We start from the raw sequence: 17,098 nt of genomic DNA, 5'->3' as shown, positions 1-17,098 counted from the left end.
CTCTATGTCCCTGCGCTTTGCGCTGCTGTTGCTGATGGCCAGCCTGTGTGCTGGTTGTGTCCTGTCGGGTGACTACAACCCGATGAAGACCAGCAAGGGCCGCGACGAAGCGCGGGCTGCCTACGTGCAGCTGGGATTGGGATACTTGCAGCAAGGGATGACCGAGCGGGCCAAGGTGCCGCTGAAGAAGGCGCTGGAACTGGACGATTCCGATCCTGATGCCAACGCCGCCCTCGGGCTGGTGTTCCAGGCCGAAATGGAGCCGAAACTGGCCGACGAACATTTCCGCAAAGCCCTGTCCTCGCGTCCCACCGATGCACGAATCCTCAATAACTACGGCAGTTTTCTCTACGAAGAACAGCGTTACAAGGAAGCCTACGAGCGTTTTGAGCAGGCAGCCGCCGATACCCTGTATCCTGAGCGTTCGCGGGTCTTCGAGAACCTCGGCATGACCGCTTCGAAGCTCGGGCAGCGGGATCTGGCGCAGCAGCAACTGGAAAAAGCCCTGCGGCTGAACCGTCAACAACCGCGTGCTTTGCTGGAAATGGCTGAGTTGTCCTTCGAAGACAGGCATTATGTGCCCGCGCGTGACTATTACGACCGTTTCAGCCTGCTAACCGAGCAAAATGCACGTAGTCTATTGCTCGGCGTTCGGCTGGCAAAAGTGTTTGAAGATCGCGACAAGGCCGCCAGTTATGGCCTGCAATTAAAACGACTCTATCCCGGTACGCCGGAATATCAGCAATACCTGTCGGAGCAATGATGAAAGCGGCGCATCCCGAAGTTGTAGCAGCGACTCGCGTTAATCCCGGTGAGACTTTGCGCCAGGCCCGCGAAAGCAATGGCTGGTCGCTGGCCGAAGTGGCCCTCAAGCTCAACCTCACCGTGACTTCCCTGAGCAATCTTGAAGCTGGCGCTTTCGACAAGCTGCCGGGGCATACCTTCGCTCGCGGTTACATTCGCGCTTACGCCAAGTTGCTCGGCATGGATCAGACCGTTCTGGTCCAGCAATTCGACCAGTCCACCGGTACCGACTCCCAAGGCAGCAATGTGCATGCGTTGGGGCGTATCGAAGAGCCGGTGCGGGTTTCCCATACCATTTTGCGTATCGTCAGCCTGTTGTTGCTGATCGCGGTCATCGGCGGCGGTTTCGTCTGGTGGCAGGATCAGACCTCGCTGCGCACCAAAGACTTGACCAGCCTGGTTCCGGAGCACGTCGAAGTCGAAGGCGCCGACGGCACCACGCAGATTCACCCGATCGATGAGCCGGAAGACCAGGCCGTTGCTGAAGGTCAGGCCGAGGGCGCAACCGCTCTCGCACTGCCGCAATCGGAAACCACCGCTGAAGCGACGGGTGCCGAGCCTGCCGCTCCGGCAACTGCTCCAGCCGCCCCGGCTGCGACCACGCCAGCCGCACCGGTTCATACACCGGCTCCGGTGGTGGCCACCCCGGCGACTCCAGCACCTAACGTTCCGGCCACACCAGCACCGACCGTCACCGCTCCAGTGACCGCGGCCACAGCTGCGCCAAGCGTAGAAGCGGCTGCCCCAGCTGCCGGCGACGGCCAGGTGCAACTGCAGTTCACCGCCGATTGCTGGGCACAGGTCACCGACGGTCGCGGCAAGGTGCTGTTCAGCGGTCTGAAACATAAAGGCGACAGCGTTTCGGTTTCCGGCAAGCCGCCACTGGCGGTGCGTCTGGGTGTGGCTCGCGCCGCACAGGTCAGCTACAACGGCCAACCGGTCGATATCGCTCCGTTCACCAGTGGCGAGACTGCTCGCCTGAAGTTGGGTCAATAAGTCATGCACGGCGAATCTCCAATCAAACGTCGCGTTTCGCGCAAGATCTGGGTCGGTAACGTGCCTGTTGGCGGCGATGCGCCTATCGCTGTGCAGAGCATGACCAACAGCGACACCAATGATGTGGCTGCCACCGTCGCGCAGATCAATCGTCTGGAAGCCGCCGGCGTCGACATCGTCCGCGTTTCGGTACCGGACATGGACGCCGCCGAGGCGTTCGGCAAGATCAAACAACTGGTCAAGGTGCCGCTGGTTGCCGACATCCACTTCGACTACAAGATCGCCTTGCGCGTGGCCGAACTGGGTGTGGACTGCCTGCGCATCAACCCGGGCAACATCGGTCGTGAAGACCGTGTGCGTGCCGTGGTCGATGCCGCCCGTGATCGCGGGATTCCGATCCGTATCGGCGTCAACGCCGGTTCCCTGGAAAAAGACCTGCAGAAGAAATACGGCGAGCCGACCCCGGCTGCGCTGGTCGAGTCCGCGCTGCGGCACGTCGAGCACCTCGAACGCCTGAATTTCCAGGACTTCAAGGTCAGCGTGAAAGCTTCCGACGTGTTCATGGCCGTTGAAGCCTACCGTCTGCTGGCGAAGGAAATCGTCCAGCCGCTGCATCTGGGCATCACCGAAGCCGGTGGTTTGCGTTCGGGCACAGTGAAATCCGCCGTGGGCCTAGGTATGCTGCTCGCCGAGGGGATTGGCGATACTATCCGCATCTCGCTGGCGGCCGATCCGGTCGAGGAAGTGAAGGTCGGGTACGACATTCTCAAGTCTTTGCATCTGCGTTCCCGTGGCATCAACTTCATCGCCTGCCCGAGCTGCTCGCGGCAGAACTTCGATGTGGTCAAGACCATGAATGAGCTGGAAGGGCGCCTTGAAGACCTGCTGGTGCCGCTGGATGTCGCGGTGATCGGTTGCGTGGTCAACGGCCCCGGCGAAGCCAAGGAAGCCCATATCGGCTTGACCGGCGGCACGCCAAACCTGATTTACATCGACGGCAAGCCGTCGCAGAAACTGACGAATGACAATCTGGTGGACGAGCTGGAAAAGCTGATCCGCCAGAAAGCGGCCGAAAAGGTCGAAGCTGACGCAGCGGTCATCGCGCGCGGCTGAGCCTGACTGAAAGCCGAACGAATTTAAGGATTTATAGTGAGCAAGTCTCTGCAAGCCATTCGTGGCATGAACGACATCCTGCCCGAACAGACCCCGCTGTGGCGTTATTTCGAGGGTACTGTCGCGCGTCTGCTGGATAACTACGGTTACAAGCAGATCCGCATGCCGATCGTCGAATTCACCGAGCTGTTCAAGCGCTCGATCGGTGAAGTGACCGACATCGTCGAAAAAGAGATGTACACCTTCGAAGATCGCAACGGCGACTCCCTGACCCTGCGTCCGGAAGGCACCGCGGCGTGCGTGCGTGCAGTGCTCGAGCACGGCATCACCGGCGGTGGCCAGGTGCAGAAACTCTGGTACATCGGCCCGATGTTTCGCCACGAGCGTCCGCAGAAAGGTCGTTATCGCCAGTTCCACCAGATCGGTCTGGAGGTGTTCAACCTCGACGGTCCGGACATCGACGCCGAACTGATCATCATGACCTGGCGCCTGTGGGGTGAGCTGGGTATCCGTGATGCGGTCAAGCTCGAACTCAACAGCCTGGGCACCAGCGAGTCCCGTGGTCGCTATCGTGAAGCGCTGGTCGAGTACCTCTCGGCGCACCACGACAAGCTCGACGAAGACAGCCAGCGTCGCCTGAAAACCAACCCGCTGCGCGTGCTCGACACCAAAAATGCCGACACTCAAGCCGTACTGGTCGATGCGCCGAAGATGGCCGACTACCTGGACGACGAATCCCGTGCGCACTTCGAAGGTCTGAAGGCGCGTCTGGACGCGGTTGGCATCCCGTACGTGCTCAACCCGAAACTGGTGCGCGGCCTCGATTACTACAGCAAAACCGTATTCGAATGGGTCACCGACAAGCTCGGCGCCCAGGGCACTGTCTGCGCGGGCGGTCGTTACGACGGTCTGGTCGAGCAGATGGGCGGCAAGCCGACCGCAGGCGTCGGTTTCGCCATGGGCATCGAGCGTCTGGTGTTGATGCTCGAAACCCTGGAGCAGATCCCGGAAGAAATCTCCCGTCAGGTCGACGTCTACCTCTGCGCCTTTGGTGAGCAGGCCGAACTGGCCGGTCTGGCCCTGGCCGAGCGTGTACGTGACCAGCTTCCAAACCTGCGTCTGCAAGTCAATGCCGGCGCCGGCAGCTTCAAAAGCCAGTTCAAGAAAGCCGACAAGAGCGGTGCACTGTATGCACTGATCCTCGGTGACGACGAAATGGCCCAGCAAGTGGTAGGTTTCAAACCCCTGCGTGGCCAGGGCGAACAACAAAGCATTGCCTGGGATGCGCTCGCCGCTCACCTGGCCACCTGCGTCGTGCAGGGTTGAAGCTGTCTAAACAGCCGATTTAGCGATTAAGGAGTATTGGGGTGTCGAGTACCGAAGACGAACAGTTGGCGGATTTGAAGGACTGGTGGACACGCAACGGCAAACCTCTGGTCACCGGTGGCCTGTTGGCGCTGGTCATCGTGTTCGGCTGGCAGGCTTATCACAAGTATCAGAGCAACCAGTCGCAAGGCGCCTCGGTGCTCTATCAGCAATTGCTGGAAACCACGCTGACCCCGGATGGCAAGCCTGACGCTGCCCGCGTTGCGGATCTGGCCGGCAAGCTCAACAGCGAATTCGGCGGCACCGCGTACGCGCAGTACGGCAGCCTGTTCGTGGCGAAAGTAGCGGTCGACAGCGGCAAGCTGGACGACGCCGCGACCGAACTCAAAGCCATCGTTGCCAAACCGGCCAACCCGGCGCTGGGCGAAATCGCCCGTCAGCGTCTGGCGCAGGTGCTGGGTGCGCAGAACAAGGCCGATGAAGCCCTGAAGCTGCTCGACGGTGATGCTGACAAGGCGTTCCTGGCCACTCGCGAAGAACTCAAGGGCGACTTGCTGGTTCAGTTGGGTCGTACTGACGAAGCGAACACCGCGTATCAAAAAGCCAAGGCGGCACTGTCGGATGAAGCGGCAGTCGGTGGCCTTCAAATCAAGCTCGACGACCTGGCCAAAGGGGATGCGTGACGTGATCCGTTGGAAGCATGCAGCATTGCTGGCTCTGGCCATTCTGGCCGCGGGTTGCAGCAGCAACAGCAAAAAAGAACTGCCACCGGCCGAACTGACCTCCTTCAAAGAAGAAGTCGTTCTGCAGAAGCAGTGGAGTCGTTCGATCGGTGACGGTCAGGGCGAAACCTACAACATGTTGGTACCGGCGATCGACGGTGACACCATCTACGCGGCCGACGTGAACGGCATCGTGATGGCCATGGATCGCAACAACGGCGACGTGAAGTGGAAAAAAGAGCTTGAACTGCCTGTTTCCGGCGCCGTGGGCGTGGGTTACGGTCTGGTCACGATCGGTACCCTCAAGGGTGAAATCGTTGCGCTCGACGCCATCAATGGCGAAGAGAAGTGGCGCGCCCGGGTTTCCAGCGAAGTCCTCGCGCCGCCGGCCAACAACGGTGACGTCGTGGTGGTACAGACTCAGGACGATCGTCTGATCGGCCTGGATGCCGCCACCGGCAACCGTCGCTGGATTTACGACAGCACCCCAGCGGTACTGACCCTGCGCGGCACCAGCGCACCGGTCGTGACCAACCGCCTCGCGGTGGCTGGCCTGTCGACCGGTAAAGTGGTCGCCCTGGACATTTCCAACGGTGTGCCGGTCTGGGAACAACGGGTCGCGATTCCAACCGGTCGTTCGGAACTGGAGCGCGTGGTCGACATCGACGGCGGCCTGCTGCTGTCCGGCGAAACGCTGTACGTTGCCAGCTACCAGGGTCGCGTTGCAGCACTTGATCTGCAGAGCGGTCGCCAACTCTGGCAGCGCGATGCATCGAGCTATGCCGGTGTCGCTCAAGGTTTCGGCAACGTCTACGTGAGTCTGTCTTCGGGCACCGTTGAAGGCGTTGACGAGCGTTCGACCACTGCACTGTGGAGCAACGACTCGCTGGCTCGCCGTCAGTTGTCGGCGCCGGAAGTATTCTCCAGCTACGTAGCCGTCGGTGACCTGGAAGGTTACCTGCACCTGTTGAGCCAGGTGGACGGTCGTTTTGTGGGTCGTGAGCGTATCGACAGTGACGGCCTGCGTGCCCGTCCGCTGGTGGTGGGCAACACGATCTATGTGTATGGCAACAGCGGCAAACTGGAAGCCCTGACCATCAAGTAACAACTATGCTTGGGGTTAACGCCCCAGGCAGCTTCATTTGTGGGAGCGGGCTTGCTCGCGAAGGGCGTCAACGAAGACGCGTACAGCCTGATTAAACGCGGTGCTGCTACGGTCTTTCGCGAGCAAGCCCGCTCCCACAGTGTTGCCCCGAGCACCAGCCGCTGCCTCGCAGCGGCTTTTGTATTTTCTGAAATAACGAAGTGGAGAGCCGCATGGTTCCCGTAATCGCCCTGGTGGGCCGACCGAACGTCGGCAAATCCACCTTGTTCAACCGCCTGACCAGGACTCGTGACGCCATCGTCGGCGACTTGTCCGGTCTGACCCGTGATCGCCAGTACGGTGAGGCCAAGTGGCAAGGGCGTTCCTACATTCTGATCGACACCGGCGGTATCTCCGGTGACGAACACGGTATGGACGAAAAAATGGCCGAGCAGTCGCTGCTGGCCATTGAAGAAGCGGATGTTGTGCTGTTCCTGGTAGATGCCAAGGCCGGTTTCACCGCCGCCGACCAGATGATCGCCGAACACTTGCGCAAGCGTAACAAGCGTTCCCACGTGGTCGCCAACAAGGTCGACAACATCGACCCGGAAATGGCCCGCGCCGAATTCGCCCCGTTGGGCATGGGCCACGCGATCCCGATCGCCGGTGCTCACGGTCGTGGTATCACTCAACTGCTGGAAGCGGCACTGAGCGATTTCCCGCGTGACGAAGACGAGCCGCAGGAAGGCGAAGAGGAAGAGATCGTCGCCGAAGGCGAGGAAGCCAAGCGCATTCCTGGCCCGAGCGAAAAAGACGGGATCAAGATCGCCATCATCGGCCGTCCGAACGTCGGCAAGTCGACCCTGGTCAACCGCATGCTCGGTGAAGACCGGGTGATCGTTTATGACCAGCCCGGCACCACCCGCGACAGTATCTACATCCCGTTCGAGCGTAACGACGAGAAGTACACGCTGATCGACACCGCCGGTGTGCGCAAGCGCGGCAAGATCCACGAAGAAGTCGAAAAATTCTCCGTGGTCAAAACCCTGCAGGCGATCAAAGACGCCAACGTGGTGATCTTCGTTATGGACGCCCGCGAAGGTGTGGTCGATCACGACCTCAACCTGCTGGGCTTTGCCCTCGAAGCCGGCCGTGCGCTGGTGATCGCGATCAACAAATGGGACGGCATGACCCCGAGCGAGCGCGACTATGTGAAGGTCGAGCTGCAACGTCGTCTGTTCTTCGTCGACTTCGCCGATATCCACTTCATCTCGGCGCTGCACGGCACGGGCGTGGGCAACCTCTACGCCTCGGTGCAGAACTCGTTCAAGTCGGCGGTGACCCGCTGGCCGACCAGCCGCCTGACGCAGATTCTCGAAGACGCGGTCAGCGAGCACCAGCCGCCGATGGTCAACAGCCGCCGGATCAAGCTGCGTTACGCTCACCTGGGTGGCGCGAACCCGCCGATCATCGTGATTCACGGTAACCAGATCGAGAAAGTGCCGAAGTCGTATGTGCGCTATCTGGAGAACACTTACCGCCGTGTGCTGAAGCTGGTCGGTACGCCGATCCGCATCGAGTTCAAGGGCGGCGAGAACCCGTACGAAGGCAACAAGAACACGCTGACCGACCGCCAGGTCAACAAGAAGCGTCGCTTGATGTCGCACAACAAGAAAGCCAGCAAGAAGCGCCGCGACAAGAAGTGATCAAGGTTGATTGTTCCCACAATTGCGTGGGAATGCTCAACCGCTTCTGTAGGAGCTGGCGAAGCCTGCGATCTTTTGACTTTGCTTTGAAGGCAGGATCAAAAGATCGCAGCCTGCGGCAGCTCCTGCAGGGTTCGGCGATAAAGAAGGGTGCCCGGTTGGGCGCCCTTTTTTTATGGGCGCCGGATGGGCTATTCTCGGGCTCTCCCGCGCCGCCGTCAGAGCCGGGTGTAGAGCAGGGAACCCCTCGATGATCACCAGTAAGCTGCCGAATGTCGGCATCACTATTTTCACGCAGATGTCTCAGCTCGCGGCGCAGACCGGAGCGATCAACCTGTCCCAGGGTTTTCCTGATTTCGACGGCCCACAATCCCTGCGTGACGCGGTCGGTCGGCATATCGCCAGCGGCCATAACCAGTATTCACCGATGACCGGTCTGCCGGCGCTGCGCGAGCAGATCGCGGCGAAGATCGCGCGCAGCTATGGCGTGAAAGTCGATGCCGATAGCGAAGTGACCGTGACACCAGGTGCGACCCAGGCGATCTTCTGTGCGATTCAGGCGGTTATCCACAGCGGCGACGAAGTCATCGTGTTCGACCCGTGCTACGACAGCTATGAGCCGGCGACGCAGTTGGCGGGCGGCCGTTGCGTGCATGTGCAACTGAACCCGAACGATTTCTCCATCGATTTCGACCAGCTCGCCGCGGCACTCAGCCCGCGCACGAAAATGATCGTCATCAACACCCCGCACAACCCGAGCGGTGCACTGATCAGCCGTGCCGAACTGGATCAACTGGCGGAGTTGATCCGGGGTCGGGACATCTACCTCATCAGCGACGAAGTCTATGAGCACCTGGTGTTCGACGGCGTGCCGCATGTCAGCGTTCTGGCCCACGAAGAGCTGTATCAGCGCGCCTTCGTGGTCAGCTCATTCGGCAAGACCTATCACGTCACCGGCTGGAAAACCGGCTACGTGGTGGCGCCACCGGCGCTGACCGCCGAGCTGCGCAAGGTGCACCAGTACGTCAGTTTCTGCGGGGTCACGCCGCTGCAGTACGCCCTGGCCGATTACATGGCCGAACACCCGGAGCACGTTGAAGAGCTGCCGGGTTTCTATCAGGCCAAGCGCGACCTGTTCTGCGATTTGCTGGCGCCGTCGCGCTTTACCTTCACCCGCGTCACCGGCACGTATTTCCAGTTGGTCGACTACTCGCAGATTCGCCCTGACCTGAATGACGTCGACATGGCGATCTGGATGACCCGCGAACATGGCGTGGCGAGCATTCCGGTGTCGGTGTTCTACCAGAATCCACCCGAAGGCCAGCGCCTGGTGCGCCTGTGCTTCGCCAAACGCGAGGAGACGCTGCGCGAGGCAGCGGCAAAACTATGCGTGATCTGAGTGCATTGCCCGATCTTCACCTGGCGCTGATCCAGACCAGCCTGGCCTGGCACGACCGTCAGGCCAACCTCGAGCACTTCGACGTGCTGCTGGAGCAGGCCCGCGGCGCCGACCTGATCATCCTGCCGGAGATGTTCACCACCGGCTTCTCCATGGAATCGGAAACCCTCGCCGAAGCCGAGCATGGCCCGACCAGCAAATGGATGAAGGCGCAGGCCGCGAAGCTCAATGCGGTGATCACCGGCAGCGTGATCATTCAGGCGGCGGACGGTAGCCATCGCAACCGCCTGCTGTGGGCGCGCCCGGACGGCGAAGTCTGGCATTACGACAAGCGCCACCTGTTTCGCATGGCTGGCGAACACCATCACTACACGCCAGGCGAGCGCCAGGTGCAGTTCGAACTCAAGGGTTGGCGCATCCGGCCGCTGATTTGCTACGACCTTCGGTTCCCGGTGTGGAGTCGCGACGCGCACGACACCGATCTGCTGCTGTACACCGCCAACTGGCCGGGCGCACGGCGTTTGCACTGGAACCGCTTGTTGCCGGCGCGGGCGATTGAAAACCTGTGCTATGTGGCGGCAGTGAATCGCATTGGCACCGACGGCAAGGGCTTCGCCTATACCGGCGACAGTCAGGTGCTGGATTTTCAGGGTGAAACGTTGCTGGCGGCGGGGGAGGCGGACGGCGTGTTCAAGGTTGTACTGGAAGCCGCGCCACTGGCGGCGTATCGCGAGCGCTTTCCGGCCAATCTGGACGCGGATACCTTCGAACTCACTTGATATTCGCGACCGCTTTCGCGAGCAAGCCCGCTCCCACAGGTAGAACGCAATACCCTGTGGGAGCGGGCTTGCTCGCGAAGAGGCCCGATCAGACAACACAAAACCAGCAGGCATAAAAAAGGCCCCGGAGTTCACACTCCGGGGCCTTTTGGCATGTCAGCGAAGGCTTAAGCCGCTTTCGCTTCCGGCTGGCTCAGGGAGCGGTTCAGCGCACTGAACAGCGCCTTGAAGCTGGCGGTGGTGATGTTTTCATCGATACCCACGCCGTGCACTGCACGTTCGCCATTCACACGCAGCTCGATGTAAGCCGCTGCCTTGGCGTTGGTGCCCGCGCCGATCGCGTGTTCGTTGTAGTCCATGATTTCCACCGGAATCGGCAGACCGGCCACCAGGGCTTCCAGCGCGCCGTTGCCCTTGCCGCGCCAGTGCAGGTTGGTTTCGCCCTGACCCTGGCTCGCCACTTCCACTTCGACGGCACTGTTGCCGTTTTCTTCCTGCAGACGATGGCTGACCAGCGCGTACGGGGTATTGGCTTGCAGGTATTCGCTGATTAACAGCGAGTGAATCTGCTTGGCAGTCATTTCCAGGCCGAGGCGATCGGTCTCACGCTGCACGACCTGGCTGAACTCGATCTGCATGCGACGCGGCAGGCTGATGCCGTATTCCTGCTCCAGCAAGTAGGCGATACCGCCCTTGCCCGACTGGCTGTTCACACGAATCACCGCCTCGTAGCTGCGGCCGATGTCGGCCGGGTCGATCGGCAGGTACGGCACTTCCCACAGGGTGTCCGGTTTCTGCTGGGCGAAGCCCTTGCGGATCGCGTCCTGGTGCGAGCCGGAGAATGCGGTGTGTACCAGATCGCCGACGTACGGGTGGCGCGGGTGCACCTGGATCTGGTTGCACTCTTCGACGACTTTGCGCACGCCGTCGATGTCGGAGAAGTCCAGTTCAGGGTCGACGCCCTGGGTGTACATGTTCAGGGCCACAGTGACGAGGTCAACGTTACCGGTACGCTCGCCGTTGCCGAACAGGCAGCCTTCGACGCGATCCGCGCCAGCCATCAGGCCCAGCTCGGTGGCGGCGACGCCGGTGCCACGGTCGTTGTGGGTGTGCAGGCTGATGATCACGCTGTCACGACGATTGATGTTGCGGCCGAACCACTCGATCTGGTCGGCGTAGACGTTCGGCGTCGCGCATTCAACGGTGGCCGGCAGGTTGAGGATCATCTTGTGCTCAGGCGTCGGGTTCCAGACCTCGATCACTGCGTCACAGACTTCCTTGGCGAATTCCAGCTCGGTGGCGCTGAAAGTTTCCGGGGAGTATTCGAAGGTCCACTCGGTGTCCGGCTGCATCGCCGCGTACTTGACGAACAGCTTGGCGGCGTTGACCGCGATGGCCTTGATGCCGTCCTTGTCCTGGTTGAAGACAATGCGACGGAAGGAAGGCGAGGTGGCGTTGTACAGGTGAACGATGGCTTTCTTCGCCCCGCGCAGGGATTCGAAAGTGCGCTCGATCAAGTCTTCACGGCCCTGGGTCAGCACCTGAATGGTGGTGTCGTCCGGGATGTGGCCTTCTTCGATCAGGGTACGCACGAAGTCGAAGTCGGTTTGCGAAGCGGCCGGGAACGAGGCTTCGATTTCTTTCACGCCGACTTGCACGAGGGTTTTCCAGAAGCGCAGCTTCTTCACCGCGTCCATCGGCTCGATCAGCGACTGGTTACCGTCACGCAGGTCGGAGCTGCACCAGATCGGCGCGGCGTCGATGGTTTTCGACGGCCAGGTGCGATCCGGCAGATTGATGACGGGGAACGCGCGGTATTTCGAAGACGGGTCTTTGAGCATGCTCATCGGGAAAATCCTTATTGTCTGGGCCGAAAAGAGGCGGCCTGCCGGTGGAACGAATGTTCGGAAACAGCTTGGGACGAGGCGCAGCGATTCAGCCCGGCAGTCGTGCGCTGACGAGGCACAGACTGCGGTGCTGGCGAAGCTGAATAAGGGTGTGAGAGGTTTTCATGTCCTCAACCCTAACCGCGAGGGGAGAGGATGGCAAGCAGTCGAAAAAAATTGAGAGGAATACTCGAAAAGCGGGGATTAGCGCGATTTTATTGTGCTTCAGGCGAATGATCGTGTTGATGTTTGCGCGGGGTTTGATTGGGGCGCAATTGAAACTGGTGGGGTTTCAGCAGGATTTACGGTAGTTGATGGGCCGCCTTCGCGAGCAAGCCCGCTCCCACAGTGTCCGTGTCGTACACGAATATTATGTACACCCGAGAAACCTGTGGGAGCGGGCTTGCCCGCGAAGAGGCCAGTGGCCTCAACACAAAGTCAGGGCTGGAATGCACCAATGAAAATCGCCGGATCCACCCGCGCATCGTTCAGGCTGATGTTCCAGTGCATGTGCGGCCCGGTGGCCCGGCCGGTCGAACCGACCTTGCCCACCACCGCGCCACGGGCCAGTTGATCACCGACCTTAACGTCGATTTTCGACATGTGGCAGAACATGCTGATAAAGCCCTGGCCGTGATCGACAAACACTGTGTTGCCGTTGAAGAAGTAATTGCCGGTGAGAATCACCTTGCCCGCCGCCGGGGTCTTGATCGGCGTACCGGCCGGCACCGCAAAGTCGAGGCCGGCGTGTGGGTTGCGTTCTTCGCCATTGAAGAAGCGGCGCACACCGAACTTGCTCGACAGCGGCCCCTTGACCGGTTTGTCCAGCAGCAGGTTGCTCGGGGTGTTCGGGCTGAAGCTGCGATAAGCCTTGATCTGCTCGGCCAGTTCGCCCTCGATGCGCTTGAGGTTGGCCGGGTTCGGATTGACCTGCTGAGTGTTCTTCAGGGTGATGTGCTGTTCCGGGTATTTCTTGTTGCCGACGGTGAACGGCAGATTACGTCCGCCGCTGCTGATCTGCTGACTGCCGGGTTTGACCGTCAGCGGCACACCGACAATCGCCAGCCAGTTGTTCTGTTCTTTCACCACCAGCACCGGTTTGCCCTGATAGGTGGCTTTAGGCGCCTGAGTGGCGCTGCCCAGATCAACCACGGCCACGCCGCCCGGCACCGGTTTGTTCAGCAGACGGGTGATGTAGCTGTCGGCGTGGGCATTGAAGGTGGTCAGGCACAGCAACAATAACGGAGCGAAAAAACGCGGCATGGATCAGTCCAGTAAAGAGAGGGTGACAGGCGTCAGGTGGTTGTCCTCGACGCGCACTTGCAGTTCGCCTTCGCCGAGTTTGGCCTTCAGGCGCTGCCCGTTGTGGGTCTGCGCGGCGTTACGGATGGCCTGACCGCGTTCATCCAGCAGAATGCTGTAACCGCGGCCAAGCGTCGCCAGCGGACTGACCACATGCAGCGTCTGCATCTGGCTGTGCAGTTGCAGGCGACGGCTTTTCAGGCCTTCGCGCATGGCACGCGGCAGACGTTCGGCGAGGCTGTCGAGGCGCTGGCGCAGCATCGCCAGTTGGCGTCCCGGGTGTTGCCCGGCGAGGCGGGTTTCCAGACGGATCAGGCGTTCGCGGCGGGTATTGAGCTGGCGTTCGAACGCCCGGCGCAGGCGCATGTCCAGGTCATCCAGGCGTTGCGCTTGCTGACGCAGGCGTTCGCCGGGGTGACGCAGACGGCGGGCCATGCCTTCGAGGCGCAGGCGATCGCGCATCAAACGGTCGCGCATGCGCATCACTAGACGTCGGTGCAGGCTTTCGACCTGACGGATCAGGTGACTCGAATCCGGGGCCAGCAATTCGGCGGCAGCGGAGGGCGTTGGTGCGCGCACGTCAGCCACGAAGTCACTGATCGACACATCGGTTTCATGCCCGACCGCGCTGACGATCGGCGTCACGCAGGCATCGACCGCGCGGGCCACGGCTTCTTCGTTGAAGCACCAGAGGTCTTCCAGCGAACCACCGCCACGGGCGAGGATCAGCGCGTCGAAACCACGGGCGTCGGCCAGTTTCAGCGCGCGGACGATTTGCGCAGTGGCTTCGCGCCCCTGCACAGCGGTCGGAATCAGCGTCAGTTGCACCTGCGGCGCCCGGCGGCGGAACACGCTGATGATGTCGCGAATCACCGCGCCGGTTGGCGAACTGATGATGCCGATGCGTTGCGGATGCGCCGGCAGCGGCACTTTGCGTTCGGCACTGAACAGGCCTTCGGCGCTGAGTTTTTCTTTCAGCGCATCGAAGGCCAGGCGCAGCGCGCCGTCACCGGCCGGCTCCACGGTGTCGAGAATCAGCTGATAGTCGCCGCGCCCTTCGAACAGTGAGACCTTGCCGCGCACTTTCACGGCCAAGCCGTCCTTCAGCGCCTGACGCACCCGTGCCGCATTATTGCGAAACAGCGCGCAACGCACCTGCGCACCGCTGTCCTTGAGGGTGAAATACACGTGGCCGGACGCCGGACGGGCGAGGTTGGAGATTTCGCCTTCGACCCAGATGTTGCTGAACACGTCTTCGAGCAACACCCGCGCGCGGCCGTTGAGCTGGCTGACGGTCAGGACTTCACGGTCCAGGCCAAGTCTTGCAAAGGGATCTTTAATCATGGGGCGCAGTTTAAAGGCATTGTCGCCGTCATTGCACGATCCCTGTAGGAGCTGTCGAGTGAAACGAGGCTGCGATCTTTTGATCTGGTTTTTTTGAGATCAAGATCAAAAGATCGCAGCCTTCGGCAGCTCCTACAGGGGGTGGGTGAAGGTCTGGATGAAGTGTTGCACCAGTGGCGTGGGGTTTTGCCGGTAGGCGAGGGCGACGGTGCTTTGGCAATCGGCATCACTCAGCGGTAGAAATCGTACGCCGCTGGGCGCGATGTCCTGCATCGACTCGGGCAGCAGGGCAATTCCGAAACCAGCCTGGATCAGCTGCAACTGTGTGGTCTTGCGCGACATCACCCGCGCGGCTTTGGGGAAAAAGCCCTGACGCATGCACAGGTCAGCGCACAAATAACTGAGTCCGCCGCGCTGCGGATGCGGGATCGAGATGAACGCTTCGTCCTTCAGTTGCGCCAGTTCGACAGCGGATGAATCGGCCAGCGGATGATCGCTCGGCACCGCCAGCAGCAGGCGCTCGGTGAACAGATGCACAACCTGAATGCCCTCACGCTGACGCAACACCGGCAGGCGCAACAGACCAATGTCGAGACGTCCTTCGGCGAGTTCCTCAAGCTGCGCCTCGGAGGACAGTTTGCCGATGTCCAGCGACACGCCGTGCTGCTGATCGAGATAAGTGCTGATCCGACGTAATAAGTGCCCGCTGATCGACACGGTGCTGGAATGACTCAGACGCACAGTACCCGATTGCCCGCTACCGACTTCGGTCGCCATCGCGCTGGCTTTGCTCAGTTCATTGAGCAGGTTTCTGGCTCGCGGCAAAAACGCCTCACCTGCCGCCGTGAGCCGGGGCTGGCGTGCAGTGCGTTCGAACAACGGGGTTTGCAGGCGCGCTTCCATGTCCTTGATCTGCCGGCTCAGCGCCGACTGCGCGATGAACAAGCGTTCAGCCGCGGCGCTGAAGCTGCCGCATTCGGCGATTTCCACGAAATAGCGCAGTTGACGGGTTGAAAGCACCAGGTATGCCTTTTTGAGATGGGTGGGCGACTTTGATCATATTAGTCGCAAGGCTTGGCGCTGGCTAAAGTCATCACAGGCTTATAAAGGAAGCGGACCGATGAGCGTGGCGGGGTTGTTGAGCGAGTGGACGTGGGGCGCGGGCGGCTGGGCGGTGATCGGGCTGGGCATCGCACTGGCCTATATCGTCTTCGGGATTGCCGGGTTCGGTACCGCACTGGTCGCGGGGCCGATTCTGATTCTGTTCATGCCGTTGTCGAAAATCGTGCCGCTGCTGGTGCTGCTGGATTTCGTCGCGGCGTTCGGCAATCTGCTGCCTTCGCGCCGGGACGTGGCGAAACCCGAGTTGTTGCGGCTGTTGCCGTGCATGGCGGTGGGATGCACGTTGGGGGTGATTTTCCTGCTTAACCTCAAATCCGATCTGTTGCTGCTGTTGATGGGGCTGTTCATCAGTGCTTACGCGATTTACAGCCTGTGGGTCAAAGCCCGGCCGACGCAGCTGTCCGCCGCATGGGCGCTGCCGATGGGCACGGTGGGCGGGCTGTTTGGCGCGCTGTTTGGCAGTGGCGGCTTCTTATATGCGATCTATCTCAACAGCCGTTTGCCGAAAGATGCGGCGCGGGCCACGCAAAGTGCGCTGATCAGTTGCAGCACGGTGGTGCGTTTGAGCCTGTTCGCCATCGCCGGGGTGTATGCCGAGCTACCCTTGTTGATGCTGGCGCTGTGTCTGTTGCCGGCCATGGCGCTGGGGTTGTGGATCGGGCGGCGGTTGACCATGCGTCTGTCGCGCGAGGCGTTCGTGCGGCTGGTGACCTGGCTGGTGCTGGCCAGCGGGATTGCGTTGATCGGGCGCTACATTATTAGTGTGGCGTGAGCACTTGACCGGATTTCGTCAGGGATTAAGCTGCCGGCCTTCAGGGCCCCTTCGCGAGCAAGCCCGCTCCCACAGGGAATTGTATTTCAATGTGGGAGCGGGCTTGCTCGCGAAGGCGTCAGAAGCCATACCGCAGGACTTTCCATGAATTCGCAAAGCATCATCGTCCCGAAAATCTCCACCCTGCCGGTCCACGAACCCCGGGCCCGGGCGATCGTGCGCTGGCTGGTGCGCAAGAACATCATCGAAGAACAGCTGACTACCTGCGGCCGCACCGGCAACCGCATGGCCCATGCGATTGCCGACGGCGCGCGTGCGGTGGTACTGCATCCCGAGGCACTGCCTTTCGGTGAACCGATCAATGGCCTGGAGATCATCGTCAAGCGCTGCATCTACACCCCGGCCAAGGGTTTTCTCGAAGAAGCCGGGTGCGCCGAATGCCGCCGCGAAGTCGGCGAAGCGCTGTTCGAGAGTCTGGAAGACTGGATGCCCGGGCGCACCGATAACTTCACCTGCCCGGAATGCGGGCATGAAGACGATATCAACGGCTTTCTGTTCTTGCAGGAATGTGCGTTTTCCAACCTGGGTTTCATCTTCAACAACTGGCTGGAAGCCGGTTTCAAGCAGAGCTTTATCGATGAGTTCGCCGATTGGCTGGATCAACCTGTCTCTTGGGTCAAGGTGGAGCTGTAGCGGCCGCGGTTCCCGTACATCAGTAACATCGATAATAGACAGAGTTTTAC

Annotated in this window: 15 protein-coding genes; 11 read left to right on the top strand and 4 right to left on the bottom strand. The window is 60.9% G+C overall.

Annotated elements, in window-relative coordinates:
* Positions 1-4: 4 nt before the first annotated feature.
* The 9 genes from pilW to ACVHNU_RS19405 all read left to right on the top strand — a co-directional run bounded on the left by pilW (position 5) and on the right by ACVHNU_RS19405 (position 9,929).
* Positions 5-763, top strand: a complete 759-nt coding sequence (gene pilW / locus ACVHNU_RS19445) for a type IV pilus biogenesis/stability protein PilW (RefSeq protein ID WP_003227892.1) — start codon at positions 5-7, stop codon at positions 761-763.
* Positions 763-1,800, top strand: coding sequence for a RodZ domain-containing protein (locus ACVHNU_RS19440; protein ID WP_103484065.1), 1,038 nt, complete (start codon positions 763-765; stop codon positions 1,798-1,800). The genes pilW and ACVHNU_RS19440 overlap by 1 nt, the downstream gene beginning before the upstream one ends.
* 3 nt (positions 1,801-1,803) lie before the next feature.
* Positions 1,804-2,913 (top strand): flavodoxin-dependent (E)-4-hydroxy-3-methylbut-2-enyl-diphosphate synthase, encoded by a 1,110-nt coding sequence (ispG, locus tag ACVHNU_RS19435; RefSeq protein ID WP_003227888.1) that lies wholly within the window; start codon positions 1,804-1,806, stop codon positions 2,911-2,913.
* A gap of 36 nt (positions 2,914-2,949) precedes the next feature.
* Positions 2,950-4,239 carry a histidine--tRNA ligase gene (gene hisS / locus ACVHNU_RS19430; protein ID WP_003227887.1) on the top strand — a complete coding sequence of 430 codons (1,290 nt, stop codon included), beginning with the start codon at positions 2,950-2,952 and terminating at the stop codon, positions 4,237-4,239.
* Between the two features lie 41 nt (positions 4,240-4,280).
* Complete coding sequence (locus tag ACVHNU_RS19425; protein WP_003227886.1) at positions 4,281-4,922, top strand: tetratricopeptide repeat protein; 642 nt, start codon at positions 4,281-4,283, stop codon at positions 4,920-4,922.
* Positions 4,915-6,066, top strand: a complete 1,152-nt coding sequence (gene bamB, locus ACVHNU_RS19420; RefSeq protein WP_045122617.1) for an outer membrane protein assembly factor BamB — start codon at positions 4,915-4,917, stop codon at positions 6,064-6,066. The genes ACVHNU_RS19425 and bamB overlap by 8 nt, the downstream gene beginning before the upstream one ends.
* A gap of 212 nt (positions 6,067-6,278) precedes the next feature.
* Positions 6,279-7,751, top strand: coding sequence for a ribosome biogenesis GTPase Der (gene der, locus ACVHNU_RS19415; protein WP_003227884.1), 1,473 nt, complete (start codon positions 6,279-6,281; stop codon positions 7,749-7,751).
* Between the two features lie 250 nt (positions 7,752-8,001).
* Complete coding sequence (locus ACVHNU_RS19410; protein WP_103484066.1) at positions 8,002-9,150, top strand: pyridoxal phosphate-dependent aminotransferase; 1,149 nt, start codon at positions 8,002-8,004, stop codon at positions 9,148-9,150.
* Complete coding sequence (locus ACVHNU_RS19405) at positions 9,138-9,929, top strand: amidohydrolase (RefSeq protein WP_103520540.1); 792 nt, start codon at positions 9,138-9,140, stop codon at positions 9,927-9,929. Before ACVHNU_RS19410 ends, ACVHNU_RS19405 begins: the two co-directional genes overlap by 13 nt.
* 167 nt (positions 9,930-10,096) lie before the next feature.
* Here ACVHNU_RS19405 and leuA read toward each other — a convergent pair whose 3' ends face one another.
* The 4 genes from leuA to ACVHNU_RS19385 all read right to left on the bottom strand — a co-directional run bounded on the left by leuA (position 10,097) and on the right by ACVHNU_RS19385 (position 15,481).
* Positions 10,097-11,776 carry a 2-isopropylmalate synthase gene (gene leuA / locus ACVHNU_RS19400; RefSeq protein ID WP_003227879.1) on the bottom strand — a complete coding sequence of 560 codons (1,680 nt, stop codon included), beginning with the start codon at positions 11,774-11,776 and terminating at the stop codon, positions 10,097-10,099.
* A gap of 477 nt (positions 11,777-12,253) precedes the next feature.
* Positions 12,254-13,078 (bottom strand): peptidoglycan DD-metalloendopeptidase family protein, encoded by an 825-nt coding sequence (locus ACVHNU_RS19395; RefSeq protein WP_473018116.1) that lies wholly within the window; start codon positions 13,076-13,078, stop codon positions 12,254-12,256.
* A 3-nt stretch (positions 13,079-13,081) separates the two neighbouring features.
* Positions 13,082-14,461 carry an exodeoxyribonuclease VII large subunit gene (xseA, locus tag ACVHNU_RS19390; RefSeq protein ID WP_103484068.1) on the bottom strand — a complete coding sequence of 460 codons (1,380 nt, stop codon included), beginning with the start codon at positions 14,459-14,461 and terminating at the stop codon, positions 13,082-13,084.
* Between the two features lie 132 nt (positions 14,462-14,593).
* Positions 14,594-15,481, bottom strand: a complete 888-nt coding sequence (locus ACVHNU_RS19385) for a LysR family transcriptional regulator (protein ID WP_473018115.1) — start codon at positions 15,479-15,481, stop codon at positions 14,594-14,596.
* 100 nt (positions 15,482-15,581) lie between these two features.
* Between ACVHNU_RS19385 and ACVHNU_RS19380 the strand changes: the two genes are divergently transcribed.
* Positions 15,582-16,355, top strand: coding sequence for a sulfite exporter TauE/SafE family protein (locus tag ACVHNU_RS19380; protein WP_103484070.1), 774 nt, complete (start codon positions 15,582-15,584; stop codon positions 16,353-16,355).
* Positions 16,356-16,499: 144 nt separating this feature from the next.
* Complete coding sequence (locus ACVHNU_RS19375) at positions 16,500-17,048, top strand: sugar ABC transporter ATPase (protein WP_262142193.1); 549 nt, start codon at positions 16,500-16,502, stop codon at positions 17,046-17,048.
* The last annotated feature ends 50 nt before the right edge of the window (positions 17,049-17,098 follow it).

The sequence above is a fragment of the Pseudomonas sp. Ors-4-3C genome (genome assembly GCF_055755035.1).
Note: the sequence above shows the minus strand (reverse complement) of the source record. Positions and strands in the feature narration are given on the sequence as shown.